Origin of the sequence: Gluconacetobacter dulcium, assembly GCF_014174165.1 — a bacterium.
In the GTDB taxonomy this organism is placed as follows: domain Bacteria; phylum Pseudomonadota; class Alphaproteobacteria; order Acetobacterales; family Acetobacteraceae; genus Gluconacetobacter; species Gluconacetobacter dulcium.
Genome location: NZ_JABEQN010000005.1, coordinates 190,146 through 202,953, shown reverse-complemented (window position 1 = coordinate 202,953; position 12,808 = coordinate 190,146). Strand labels below are relative to the sequence as shown.

The window sequence follows — 12,808 nt, the reverse complement described above, 5'->3', positions numbered from 1 at the left end:
CCCGCGACGGGGGAACGGGCGATACAAGCGCCCACGGTACGGCGTCGGCAGCCCCCCTTCGCCTGCGACCAGGCCCTCCGGACCCGAGCCTTCAGACCCAAGCCTTTCAGACAACGAGGACAGGCGACCATGTCATCCACCAATTCCGCCCTTCAGGCGCGGCGCGAGGCGGCGGTGCCGCGCGGCGTCGGCTCGGCCACCACCATCCATGCCGCCCGCGCGGACAATGCCGAATTGTGGGATGTCGAGGGCCGGCGCTATGTCGATTTCGCCGGCGGCATCGCGGTGCTGAATGTCGGCCACCGTCACCCGAAGGTGATGGCGGCGGTGCGGCGGCAGCTCGACCTGTTCACCCATACCGCGTTCCAGGTCGCGCCCTACGAATCCTATATCGCGCTGGCCGAACGGTTGAATGCGCTGGCGCCCTTCCCCGGCCCGGCCAAGACCATCCTGTTCACGACCGGTGCCGAAGCCACCGAGAACGCGGTGAAGATCGCCCGCGCCGCCACCGGCCGCAACGGCGTGGTTGCTTTTACCGGCGGCTTCCACGGCCGCACGCTGCTGGCCTCGGCCCTGACGGGCAAGGTGCAGCCCTACAAGGCGCCGTTCGGCACCATGCCCGGCGGCGTCTATCACCTGCCCTTCCCGGCCGGTGACGTTTCGGTTGCCGAGAGCCTGCGCGCGCTGACCCTGCTGTTCGCGGCGGATATCGACCCCGCGCAGGTCGCCGCCATCATCATCGAGCCCGTGCAGGGCGAAGGCGGCTTCCGCCCCGCCCCTACCGAATTGCTGCACGCCCTGCGCGCCATCTGCGACACGCACGGGATCAAGCTGATCGCCGACGAGGTGCAGACCGGTTTCGCCCGCACCGGCAGGCTGTTCGGCATCGAGCTTTCCGGCGTGGCGCCCGATCTGGTGTGCGTGGCCAAGTCGCTGGGCGGCGGCCTGCCGCTCTCCGGCGTGATCGGCCGCGCGGACCTGATGGACGCCGTTGGCCCCGGCGGGCTGGGCGGCACCTATGCCGGCGCGCCGCTGGCCTGCGCCGCCGGGCTGGCGGTGCTGGACGTGATTGCCGAGGAAGGGCTGGTGGAGCGCGCCAACGTGATCGGCGACCGTATCCGCGACCGGCTGGACGCGCTGCGCGGCAAGCCGGGGCTGGTGCCGTTCAGCGCGCCGCGCGGCCCCGGCGCGATGGTCGGTTTCGATATTCTGGAAGCCGACGGCAGGACACCGTGCAAAGGTGGCGCCGGCATCATTTGTGCCCGCGCCGCCGAACGGGGACTGATCCTGCTGTCCTGCGGCGTGCTGGGCGAGACGGTGCGCATTCTCGTGCCCCTGACCGCGCCGGACAGCATAATCGACGAGGGGCTGGCGATTATCGAACAGGCGCTGGCGGGCTGAAGCCGCTGCCGCCTTTTCCGAAGGCCGACTACGGGACGGACAGACGGGCTCACGCTTCGGCTGCGTCGTCCCACCGGGCGCAGAAAGCCTCCATGTCTTCCGACTGGAAGCTGTCCAGGCGGTCCATGATCACGGCGGCCGGCCAGTTCCACCAGGCGATCCGCTCCAGCCTCGCCGCGATGTCGCGGCTGAAACGCTCGCGGATCGGGCGGGCCGGCACGCCGCCGACGATCGTGTAGGACGGAACGTCGCGGGTGACGACGGCGCCGGCCGCCAGCACCGCGCCGTCGCCGATCGTGACGCCCGGCAGCACCACCACGCCATGGCCGATCCAGACATCGTTGCCGACATGCACGCGGCTTTCGCGACGCTGGCGAAAAAATTCCTGGTCGCGTTCGGCCTCGGGCCAGTAATATTCCGGGCAATAGGTGAAGCGATGCATCGACGGGCGGCCGATCGGATGGTTGGGCGCACCGATGCGCACATCCGCCGCGATGGCGCAGAATTTTCCGATTTCGGCATCCGCGACCGTGCTGCGCTCGCCCAGATAGGAGAAATCGCCGATTGTGCAATATTCGAGAAACGCGCCTTCCAGGATCTCGCAATACTGGCCGATGACCGCCTGCCTGAGCCGGACCGTGGGATGGACGATTGTTTCCGCGATCTTGGGCCGTACCGTGGAATCCTGTGTCATGCTTTCTTCTCTCCTCCCTGTTTCGCCAGTCCGCCGGCGACAGCCACCGCGCGGGTGGATGCCTGCCGGACGGCCTGCCGGATTTTAGAAACGGGCGTCCAGCCGCCCGAAATAATATCCGCCGGTGATCGGAACCTGGACCGAATCCTGATCGTACTGGCTGCCTTCGGCGACCTTGAGTTCCTGCGGGACCTTTCGCGGCCGGATGTTGAAGATGTTGTTGGCGCCGATGGCCACATGCAGGTGCTGGTTGATCTGGTAACCGACCTGCAGGTCGGTCAGCCACCGCGGCGTGTTGTTGAACGGCGCGAAGCAGGTGCTGGAATAGCGCAGGGCGCCGCCGCCCGCGCAGGTCGCCGAAGCCGGTGTCCAGTCCTGATATTCCAGCATGTCGGTGGTCTGGCCGTAGCGGGTCTGCCGCAGATTGATATCCCACCGGCCGACATTCCAGCGGGCATCGAGGATGATCTTGCTGCGCGGGTAGGCGGTCGTCAGATAGCCGATCGCCTGGTCGTTCAACAGCGGCTTGCCCAGGGACGACAGGCCGTTATGGTGCAGGCGGGTGCGGTTCAGGTTCAGCGCCATGCTCAGGTTCAGATCGCCGTATTCGTGGAACCTGAATGTGTAATCGGCCTTGATGTCCAGGCCCTGCGTACGGGTGCTCGCACCGTTGGACAGGTAATAGGCGTTGAAATCCGACACCTTGGTGGCGGCGGCCGGGATGGCGAAACCGAAATTCTCGATCGCTTCCAGCGCGGTGACGCCGGACACCGTTCCGCCCTGCACGAAGCGGTCGCGCAGGTTGATCTGGTAGACATCGGCCTCGACATGGAAACCGTCGACCGGTTCGGTGACGATGCCGGCGCTGATGCTGGTCGAACGCTCGGGCTTGAGCGGCGACGCGCCGAGGATCTTCGCGGCGGCGGAATTGACCGGCAGCAGGCCGCGCACGCTGTCGGTATAGACATTCATGCGGCTGAAATGTTCTTCCTGCAAGGTGGGTGCGCGGAAGCCGTTGCTGATCGTGCCACGGATGGCGATGCGCCGGGAAAAATCATAGCGGGCCGAGATCTTTCCGGTCTCGGTATCCTGGGTGTCGGTATAATATTCGTAGCGTCCGGCCAGGTCGATCTGCAGGCGCTTCATCGGATGCAGGTTGACGTCGACATACCCGGCCCAGACATCACGCGACCATTTTCCCGCACTCTGCGGCGGGATGCCGGCATGCCCTTCCGCGCCGCCTGTCTGGTAGGAATCGGGGTTGCCGGACACGAGTTGATATTCGTCATACCGCTGTTCGGCGCCGAAGGAGAGCCCGATGGGGAAGGAATGCCCGACCATGAACTGGCGGCGGAAATCGAGATTGTTGGTCCACTCGGCGCTTTTTTCGGTGTAATCCCAGAATGTCTTGGGCGAATAGCCGCAGCCATCGGCCGAATAGCGGGGAGACGCCGTGTCGGTCGCGTTGCAGTTCGACGCGAACATGCCGAGATTGACCGAGCTTTTTTCCGAAATCCGATCGGAATCCGCGCCCCAGGTCGAGGACAGATCCCAGTCGAAGCCGAAGAGATGGCCGCCCTTGAGGCCCATGGTGGCGGAATAGTCGTTCTCGTCGATCTGGGTGATCGGCTCCACGCCGTTGGGATACATGTTCACGGCGCCGGGCGCCCAGTCGAGATCGGGGTATTCGTAGCCTTCCAGGATCTCGGCATGGCGGTGGGCATAGACGATCTGGCCGTAGAGGGAGATGTTGTCCGTCAGCGGCTTTTCGAAATCGATGCCGAGATTCTCGCGCGTTTCCTCGGGCGTGTTGGTGTAGTTGTTGACCTTGCCGGTATTCGCCTTCGCGCCCGGCACCACGCCGGCATAGTAGCCGGAGGTATCGGCGCCGGCCGGCCAGTAACCCAGCATGCCGTGATCGGGCGAATAGGCCACCATATGGTCGCTATGGTACATCTGGCCGCTGAGATGGATGAAGCCGTCATGGCCCAGCTTCAACCCGCCATCGGCGGCGAACTGATACTGCCAGCCATCGCCGCTATAGGCATTGGCGCCCGTCTGGCTGCTCAGCGTCAGCCCGTGATCCTGCTTCTTGGTGATGATGTTGACGACGCCGGCGATGGCGTCCGACCCGTACATCGCCGCGGCGCCGTCTTCCAGGACCTCGATATGGTCGATCATGTTCGCGGGGATCATGTTCAGATCGACCGAGGAGGCGGCGAATTCCGGACCCGCCTTCTGCACGATGTTGGCCGTGCCGTGGCGGCGCTTGCCATCGACCAGCACCAGGACCTCGTTGGGGCCGAGGCCGCGCATTTCGACGAACGAGGTCAGGGCGTTGGTATTATGCCCGCGCGGCGTGACCTCGATCGACGGGTAGGTGCGCGTCAGCGCGTCCGACAGGTTGAGGAACCCTGACTGCGTCAGGGTTTTTCCCGACAGGACCACCACCGGGCTGATGCTCTCGCGTGCCCGTACGTTGGAGGCACGCGTGCCGGTGACGATCACCTGCTCGTCCCTGGCCGGGGGCGGGGCGACATAGCGGTCGGCCGCGTTGGCAACCGCGCCGCGCGCCGCCGGTGCGGCGGCATGGCCGGATGCGACCGGACGGGGCGCCGCCGCCGATGCCGATGCCGCCACCGGGCGGGCAGCGTGGTGCCGGCCGCGCGCCTTCGCCGCCGCCTTGCCCGGCGACGGCGCGGACAGGGCGGGTGATGCCGTTGCGGGCGTGGCCGCGCGTGCCGCCCCGATCATCAATGGCAGAGGTGTACAAGCAGACGTCGCGACCAACATAAACACGGCCCTGCGCATCAGAACTCTCCATATATAACGTAATAAATGAAAGGATTTCGATTTGGACCGACCGGAAAATACGTGGGCGCATGAAGTTGTGCATGAAGCTTTTGTTAATATGGATTTATTACTATATAAATCTCCCTTGTTGTCTATTGCGGACAACAAGAGCATGTTGTCTAATCTCTCTTCTTTCACATAAGTTTAATTATTTAATCCGGCATTTGTTCTGTTTTATTGGCCTCACACCCGATCCATTTTTTTGCGTGCCATCTGGCATGCACCTGCTTTTCGTGAGGTCACGATGACCGCTGATTCATCCGCGCATTCCGCGCGCCAGTCCTGGCTCGGCATTCTCGCCCGTGCCGACGCCGGGCTTCTGCACCGGCATCTTTCGCAAACCGACCCGCTGCCGTCGTTCGTTCATCTCCGTCAGCCCGAAATCGGGCTGACGATGGTGCGGGGGCGCGTCGGCGCGGAGGGCGAGGGCTTCAACCTGATCGAGGCGACGCTGACCCGCGCCAGCATCGTCGATGACGAGGGCCATACCGGCCACGCCTATGTGCTGGGCCGCGACGAAGCCCGCGCCGTCGCCATCGCCCGGCTGGATGCGGCGCTTCAGTCCGACACCCGCCATGCGGCGCTGATGGCCTCGGTCGTCGATCCGCTGGCCGCGATCGAGACGCGGCGGCGCGCGGCGATCGAAGCCCGCGCCGCCGGCACGGAAGTCCGCTTCTTTACCATGGCAACGGGGCGCTGATGTCTGTTCTTCTTCCGGGCCTTGCGGATTCGCACATGGCCCAGGCCACCTTCCGCGCCATTCTCGACGCTATTGCCCATCCTGGCCGACGCTACGGCCTGCCACGGCTGGCGCAGGTGCCGGGCAGCCTTTCCCCGGCCGCCGCCATCACGCTGCTGACGCTGGTGGACGCGACCACGCCGGTCGCGCTGCCCGAGGCCGACCGCGATACGGCGGCGTGGCTGACATTCCATACCGGCGCGCCCGCGGCCCCGGCCGAGGCGGCGGCGTTCGTGCTGGCCGGGCCGGCCCATGGTTCCGCCCGGCCCGTGCTGGCGTCGCTGCGCCAGGGCACGTTCGATGCGCCGGAGGCAAGCGCCACCCTGCTGCTCGACATCGCATCCTTGACCGACGGCGCGCCGCTGACGCTGTCGGGGCCGGGCATTGCGCATACCCAGACCATTGCCCCCACCCTGGATGCCGCGTTCGTGGCGGAATGGCAGCAGCAGGGTGCGCTGTTTCCGCGCGGGGTCGATGTGTTTCTTCTGTGCGGCGCCGAGATCGTCGGCCTGCCGCGCAGCACCTGCATCACGGAGGCCTGACCATGGCATTTGTCGCGACCAAGGGCGGCGAGGACGCGATCGCCGCCGCCCATGCCTGGCGCGCCGACCGGCGGCGGGGCGACGGCGAAGGCTGCACGCTGCGTCAGGCGACCACCAGCTTCGGCCGGGCCATCGACCGCGTGATGGCCGAAGGCGCGCTCTATGACCCCGACCTCGCCGCGCGGGCGCTGTTGCAGGCCGAGGGCGACCTGGTTGAAGCCGCCTTCCTGCTGCGGTCGTACCGGGCCACCCAGCCGCGCCTGGTCGATGCCCGGCCGATCGATACCACGGCGATGCGCGTCCAGCGCCGGGTGTCGGCGATCTTCAAGGATGTGCTCGGCGGGCAGCGGCTGGGTCCGACCGCCGATTATTCGCACCGGCTGTTCGATACCGGGGAGACGGCGCCCGAGTCCGAATCCGCGCCCGCCCCGGTGGCGGCCGAGCCCGTTGCCCCGCTGCCCGGCGCGATGGGCATTCTGGGGGGCGAGACGCTGCTGGAGGCCATTCCCGCCGCCGGGCACGACGCCCCGCCGGCCGACCTGACCACGATGCCGCTGGATTTTCCGGCCTCCCGGCCGATCCGGCTCCAGGCCCTGGCGCGGGGCGACGAGGGGTTTCTGCTCTCGCTGGCCTATTCGACCCAGCGCGGCTACGGCAACACGCACCCGTTCGTGGGCGAGTTGCGCATGGGCGAGGTCGCGGTTTCGGTCGTGCCGCCCGAACTGGGCTTCGCCATCGAGATCGGCGACATCGTCGTGACCGAATGCCAGATGGTGAACCAGTTCACCGGGTCCAAGACCGTGCCGCCGCAATTCACGCGCGGGTATGGGCTGAGCGTGGGCCATGCCGACCGGCGCGCCATGTCGATGGCGCTGGTGGAACGCGCCCTGCGCGCCGACGAACTGGGCGAGGCGACCGGCAGCCCGGCGCAGGACCCGGAATTCGTGCTGTCGCATTGCGACAATATCCAGGCGACTGGCTTCGTGGAGCATCTCAAGCTTCCGCATTACGTCGATTTCCAGAGTGAGCTGGAAATTATCCGCGCCATTCGCCGCCAGGCCGACGAACAGCGTGCCGAAGACGGGACGGACCGCAAGAAGGAGGATGGCGATGATCGCGTATAATTTCGCCTATCTCGACGAACAGACCAAACGCGGCATCCGCCGGGCGCTGCTGAAGGCCGTGGCGATCCCCGGCTGGCAGGTGCCCTTCGCCAGCCGCGAAATGCCGCTGCCCTATGGCTGGGGCACCGGCGGCATTCAGGTGACCGCCGCGATCATCGGGCAGGACGACCGGCTGAAGGTGATCGACCAGGGCGCGGACGACACGACCAACGCGGTCGCCATCGCCTCGTTCTTCCGCCGCATGACCGGGGTGGAGACCACCACCCGCACGGCGGAGGCCACGATCATCCAGACGCGCCACCGCATCCCCGAGCAGGCGCTGACGGAAGATCAAGTGATCGTCTATCAGGTTCCGCAGCCCGAGCCGCTGTGGAAGCTGATCCCGGAACGCCCGGTCGCGCGGCGCGCCCATGCGCTGAACGATTACGGCATGATGTATGTGAAGCTGTACGAGGACATCACCCGCTTCGGCCGTGTCTCCAGCGCCTACGACCATCCGGTGATGGTCAATGGCCGGGTCCTGATGTCGCCCAGCCCCATTCCCGCCTTCGACAATCCCAAGATGGACGCCATGCCCGCCCTCCAGCTTTTCGGCGCGGGGCGCGAGCGGCGCCTGTATGCCGTGCCGCCCTACACGCCGGTGCGCTCGCTCGATTTCACCGACCATCCGTTCCATCCCGGCCGGGCGGACGGCACCTGCGCCTTCTGCGGCAGCACGTCGAGCTATCTGGACGAGATCATCATCGACGATCATGGCACGCGCCGCTTCCTGTGCTCGGACACCGATTACTGCGCCGGCCGGATCGAAGAGGCCGAACGCCGGGCCGAGGAGGGCGGACGATGAGCCTTCTTCTGGAAGCCCGTTTCCTGAACAAGCGGTTCAGCAATGTCGATGCGCTCGACAATGTCTCGCTGACCGTCAACCGGCGCGAGATCCTGGCGATCGTCGGCGAGAGCGGGTCGGGCAAATCCACCCTGCTCGCCACGCTGGCCGGCCTGTCGCCCGCCGATTCCGGCCATGTTCTCTACCGCGACGCGGAGGGGCCGCACGATATCGCCGCGATGGACGAGATGCGCCTGCGCCGGCTGCAACGCACGCGCTGGGGCTATATCCACCAGAATGCCCGCGCCGCCCTGCGGCTGGATGTGACGGCCGGCGGCAATATCGGCGAGCGGCTGATGATGAACGGCGCCCGCGATTATGGCGAGATCCGCGAGACCGCCGCCCGCTGGCTGGATGAAGTGGAGATCGGGCGCGAACGGATCGACGACCTGCCGATGCATTTCTCGGGCGGGATGCTGCAAAGATTGCAGATCGCCGCCACGCTGGTCACGAATCCCGAACTGATCTTCATGGACGAGCCGACCACCGGGCTGGACGTTTCGGTGCAGGCGCGCATTCTCGACCTGATCCGCACGCTGGTCCATCGGCTGCATGTCGCCGCCATCATCGTGACGCACGATCTGGGCGTGGCGCGCCTGCTGGCCGACCGCACGGTGGTCATGCAGGGCGGTGCGATCGTCGAACAGGGCCTGACGGACCAGGTGCTGGACGACCCGCATCACCCCTACACGCAACTTCTCGTCTCATCGGTGCTGCCCTCATGACCTCCCACCAGAATGGCTGGGCCATCGACGCATCCGGCCTGCACAAGCGTTTCGTCCTGCATCTGCAAGGCGGGCTCGCGCTCGATGTCCTGCGCGGGGCCAGCCTGCGGGTGCGGCCCGGCGAGTGCGTCGCGCTGGTCGGTCCGTCCGGAGCGGGCAAATCGAGCCTGATGCGCGCGCTCTACGGCAATTACCGCGTCGATTCCGGCGCCGTCCGCATTCGTCATGACGGCGCGATGGTCGATATCGCCACCGCGTCGCCGGGCGCGATTCTGGACGTGCGCCAGCGCTCTTTAGGGTATGTCTCGCAATTCCTGCGGGCCATTCCGCGCCTGAGCGCGCTGGATGTCGTCGCCGGGTCGGCCGTGGCGCGCGGCATGAACCTGGAAAAGGCCCGGCGCCACGCGGCGGCGATGCTGGAGCGGCTGCGCATTCCCTCCGCCCTGCATGCGTTGCCGCCCGTTACCTTTTCCGGCGGCGAGCAGCAGCGCGTGAACCTGGCCCGCAGCTTTATCTGCGACTGGCCGACGCTGCTGCTGGACGAACCGACCGCCTCGCTCGACCCCGTCAGCCGCGACTGCGTCTGCACCCTGATCGCCGAAGCCTGCGCGCGGGGCTCGGCGATCGTCGCCATCGTCCATGACCATGCGCTGCGCGCGCGCATCGCCGACCGTACCGTGCTGCTGGAACGCGGCGCGACCATCGAAGAAAGCCAGCCATGACCCTGCTGACCAACGCCCGGATCGTCCTGCCCTGCTCGGTCGTCGAAACCGAACTGCATTTCAGCACCGACGGCCTGTCCGCGCCGGGCGCCTTCGTCCCGGCCGCCAGCACGGATGCGACCGTCATCGACTGCGCGGGCGATTACATCATCCCCGGCATCATCGACCTGCATACCGACAATCTGGAACGCCAGGTCCTGCCGCGCGTCAATGCGCGCTGGCCCTCCCGCTCGGCCTTTCTGGCCCATGACGCGCAATGCGCCGTGGCCGGGGTGACGACCGTGTTCGACTCGCTCAGCCTGGGCGACATCAACGGCCGCGACCGCATCCAGACCTACGAGGACGGAATCCGCGATCTGGTCGAGTTGTCGGAAGCGGGAGCCTTGCGCGCCGACCATCTGCTGCATTTCCGCTGCGAGCTGATCGCGCCCGACATGCAGCCGCTGTTCGAGATGGCGTTGCACGATCCGCGCATGACCGCCCTGCTGCGGCTGGCCAGCCTGATGGACCATTCGCCCGGCGTCGGCCAGTACGCCGATATCGCGCGCTGGCGGGCCGGCCGGGCCAAGGAGGGCATGACCGAGGCCGAAATCGACGCCATGCAGGCCCGCGTCGCGGCCGAACGCGCGCATCATCTGGAAGCCAACCGCGCCTATGTCATCGAATACTGCCGCGCCCACGGCATCACCCTGGCCTCGCATGACGACCGGCTGGAGGAAGAGGTTGCGCGCAACCACGAAGACGGGATCACGATTGCCGAATTTCCCGTTTCGCTGGCCGCCGCGCGGGGTGCCCATGCCCTGGGCATGGATGTGATCGCCGGGGCGCCGAATATCGTGCGCGGGGGGTCGCACTCGGGCAACGTCAATGCCATCGACCTGATCCGCGCGGGCCTGGTGACGGCGCTGGCGTCCGATTACGTCCCGTCCGCGATGCTGGAGGCCGCCTTCGCCTGCGTGGCGCAGGACATTCTGCCGGTGCCCGAAGCGATCGCGCTGGTCACCGATGGGCCGGCCCGCATCGTCGGCCTGCATGATCGGGGGCGGATCGAGGCCGGGCGGCGGGCCGACCTGGTGCAGGTCCGGCTATATGACGGCCTGCCGGTCATTCGCCGCGTGTGGGTGGGAGGGCATCGTGTCGTCTGACACCGGCGCCCGCTACGCCCTCTATTACGCGCCGGAGCCGTCTGACGCCCTGTGGCGCGCGGGGTGTGCCTGGCTGGGGCGCGACCCGGCGACCGGCCTGCCGGTCGAGATGCCGGGTCTGGCGCGGCGTGCCCCGCTGACCCGGTCGGCCACCCGCTACGGCTTCCATGCCACGCTGAAGGCCCCGATGGCGCTGAACGGCCCCGTCACGGCCTTTCTGGACGATGTGGCGGCCTTTGCCGCCTCGTCCTCGCCTTTTGCTCTGCCGGCGCTGCGTATCGTGGAGGAAGGGGGCTTTACCGCCCTGCGGCCGGCCGCGCCCTGCCCGGCCTTGCAGGCGTTCGGCGACGATTGCGTGCGGGTCTTCGATACCCATCGGCGACCCGAGGACCCGCAGCGCACCGCAGAGCGCGCCTGGCGCTGCACCGACCGGCAGAAGGCGCTGCTGCATCGGTGGGGATACCCCTATGTGTTCGACGAATGGCATTTCCACATGACGCTGGCCGACAGCGTGCTACCGCCGGATATCCGGGGCGAAATGGAGGCGCTGTTCACCCCCGCGCTGGCGCGGGAGCGCATGGTCGCCTCGCTGTGCGTCTTTCACGAGCCCCGGCCCGGCGCGCCCTTTACCCTGCTGGCGCGCTGCGCGCTGGAGGGCAGGGCATGAGGACGGGACGCCTGGTCCTGGTCACCGGCCCCTCCGGCGTGGGCAAGGATGCCGTGATCGGGTACGCCCGCGCCCGCCTGGACGGCCGGGACGACGTGCTCTTTCCCCGCCGCATCATCACCCGGCCCGCCGATGCGACCGAAACGCCCGATACGATGGACGACGCGCGCTTCGACCGGGCGGAAGCCGACGGGCATTTCCTGGTCGCCTGGCGCGCGCATGGGCTGGCCTACGCGCTGCCGGCGTCGATGGCGCAGGATATCGCGCAGGGGCGGCAGCTTGTCGCCAATGTCTCACGCGGGATCGTTGCCGAACTGCGCGCGCGCTTTCCCTGCTGCGTGGTCGGCATCGACGCGGATGCCGACCTGCGCCGCGCGCGGCTGGCGACGCGCGGCCGCGAGACGGCCGCCGCGATCGACGGGCGGCTGAAACGGGCGATGCCTGCGACCTGCCTGCCCGACATATCCATTCGCAACGAGGGCGAACTGGCCGAGGCGGGCGAACGGCTGATCGCGCTTATCGAGGACTGGCGTCGTGCATGATGTCCGTCATGTCGGGCTGGAGCAGTTCGAAGACCAGTTGCATCCGCCGGGCCGGGTAGTGGCCGATCGACAGTTCGATCGGGCGGCCCGCCGGGGTGACGTTGTAGCCGACGGTGCGCAGCAGCGGATCGGTCGGCTCCATGCGCAGCAGCGACGCCTCGTGCGAGTCCGGGCAGCGGGCCGTGACCTGCGTGCGCTGGCGCAGGCTTTCGATACCCAGGCCGTTGAGTGCGCCGGTAATCGAATCCTGCGCCTCCAGCGCCGCCAGCAGCCCGTCATGCAACGCCGCGTCGAAAACATGCCGCGAGTAGGAGACCGGCCGTTCGTCGGCATATCCCACCCGTTCCAGCAGGATGACCTCGCGCGGCGCGCCGAGGGCCGCCTGCACGAGCGCGCGGTCGGGGACCTCGTCGGCCGGCATGCGCCGCAGGACGAGCTTGCGACGGGCCGCGTGGCGGTTGACGCCCTGCATCCATTCGCTGAAGCGGGGGCGGGCATGAATCCGGTATTCCACCGGATCGTCGCTGACGAAGCTGCCGCGCCCCTGCTCGGTACGGATCAGCCCGGCATTGGCCAGTTCCTCCAGCGCGCGGCGGATGGTGTGGCGGTTCAACTGAAAATGCCGCGCCAGGTCATGCTCGGTCGGCAGCTTCTTGCCGGGTTCGTAGATCCCGCCGCGAATGCCCTCGGTCAGCGCAGTGGCCACTTCCCGCCAGCGCGGAACTTTTTCTGTCATCTGCCAAAGCCTCGAGATCGACGCACGGTACGACA

The 12,808-nt window shown here is 67.3% G+C and carries 13 protein-coding genes; 10 read left to right on the top strand and 3 right to left on the bottom strand.

Annotated elements, in window-relative coordinates; translation table 11 throughout:
• Positions 1-129 precede the first annotated feature (129 nt).
• On the top strand, positions 130-1,401 hold the full coding sequence (gene gabT / locus HLH25_RS06270) for a 4-aminobutyrate--2-oxoglutarate transaminase (protein WP_182973248.1): 1,272 nt from the start codon (positions 130-132) through the stop codon (positions 1,399-1,401).
• A gap of 49 nt (positions 1,402-1,450) precedes the next feature.
• Here the strand turns inward: gabT and HLH25_RS06265 are convergent, their stop codons facing one another.
• The gene (locus HLH25_RS06265) at positions 1,451-2,095 is read right to left on the bottom strand and encodes a DapH/DapD/GlmU-related protein (RefSeq protein ID WP_182973247.1); all 645 of its coding nucleotides are present in this window, start codon (positions 2,093-2,095) and stop codon (positions 1,451-1,453) included.
• 84 nt (positions 2,096-2,179) lie between these two features.
• The gene (locus HLH25_RS06260; protein WP_182973246.1) at positions 2,180-4,849 is read right to left on the bottom strand and encodes a TonB-dependent receptor plug domain-containing protein; all 2,670 of its coding nucleotides are present in this window, start codon (positions 4,847-4,849) and stop codon (positions 2,180-2,182) included.
• A gap of 343 nt (positions 4,850-5,192) precedes the next feature.
• Between HLH25_RS06260 and phnG the strand changes: the two genes are divergently transcribed.
• Genes phnG through phnN form a run of 9 tightly spaced genes read left to right on the top strand, consistent with a single transcriptional unit; the run spans position 5,193 to position 12,037 of the window.
• Positions 5,193-5,648 (top strand): phosphonate C-P lyase system protein PhnG, encoded by a 456-nt coding sequence (gene phnG, locus HLH25_RS06255; protein ID WP_182973245.1) that lies wholly within the window; start codon positions 5,193-5,195, stop codon positions 5,646-5,648.
• A gap of 35 nt (positions 5,649-5,683) precedes the next feature.
• On the top strand, positions 5,684-6,229 hold the full coding sequence (gene phnH / locus HLH25_RS06250; RefSeq protein WP_246401511.1) for a phosphonate C-P lyase system protein PhnH: 546 nt from the start codon (positions 5,684-5,686) through the stop codon (positions 6,227-6,229).
• Positions 6,230-6,231: 2 nt separating this feature from the next.
• A complete protein-coding gene (locus HLH25_RS06245; protein ID WP_182973243.1) occupies positions 6,232-7,353 on the top strand; it encodes a carbon-phosphorus lyase complex subunit PhnI in 1,122 nt (373 codons plus the stop codon).
• Positions 7,340-8,197 (top strand): alpha-D-ribose 1-methylphosphonate 5-phosphate C-P-lyase PhnJ, encoded by an 858-nt coding sequence (locus HLH25_RS06240; RefSeq protein ID WP_281376833.1) that lies wholly within the window; start codon positions 7,340-7,342, stop codon positions 8,195-8,197. The genes HLH25_RS06245 and HLH25_RS06240 overlap by 14 nt, the downstream gene beginning before the upstream one ends.
• A complete protein-coding gene (phnK, locus tag HLH25_RS06235) occupies positions 8,194-8,961 on the top strand; it encodes a phosphonate C-P lyase system protein PhnK (protein ID WP_182973241.1) in 768 nt (255 codons plus the stop codon). The genes HLH25_RS06240 and phnK overlap by 4 nt, the downstream gene beginning before the upstream one ends.
• Complete coding sequence (gene phnL, locus HLH25_RS06230) at positions 8,958-9,683, top strand: phosphonate C-P lyase system protein PhnL (RefSeq protein ID WP_182973240.1); 726 nt, start codon at positions 8,958-8,960, stop codon at positions 9,681-9,683. The genes phnK and phnL overlap by 4 nt, the downstream gene beginning before the upstream one ends.
• Positions 9,680-10,828: an alpha-D-ribose 1-methylphosphonate 5-triphosphate diphosphatase gene (locus HLH25_RS06225; protein WP_182973239.1), complete on the top strand. Its 1,149-nt coding sequence runs from the start codon at positions 9,680-9,682 to the stop codon at positions 10,826-10,828. The genes phnL and HLH25_RS06225 overlap by 4 nt, the downstream gene beginning before the upstream one ends.
• On the top strand, positions 10,818-11,495 hold the full coding sequence (locus HLH25_RS06220; RefSeq protein ID WP_182973238.1) for a DUF1045 domain-containing protein: 678 nt from the start codon (positions 10,818-10,820) through the stop codon (positions 11,493-11,495). The genes HLH25_RS06225 and HLH25_RS06220 overlap by 11 nt, the downstream gene beginning before the upstream one ends.
• A complete protein-coding gene (phnN, locus tag HLH25_RS06215) occupies positions 11,492-12,037 on the top strand; it encodes a phosphonate metabolism protein/1,5-bisphosphokinase (PRPP-forming) PhnN (RefSeq protein WP_182973237.1) in 546 nt (181 codons plus the stop codon). The genes HLH25_RS06220 and phnN overlap by 4 nt, the downstream gene beginning before the upstream one ends.
• Here phnN and phnF read toward each other — a convergent pair.
• A complete protein-coding gene (phnF, locus tag HLH25_RS06210; protein ID WP_182973236.1) occupies positions 12,012-12,773 on the bottom strand; it encodes a phosphonate metabolism transcriptional regulator PhnF in 762 nt (253 codons plus the stop codon). The genes phnN and phnF overlap by 26 nt on opposite strands.
• Between the last annotated feature and the right edge of the window lie 35 nt (positions 12,774-12,808).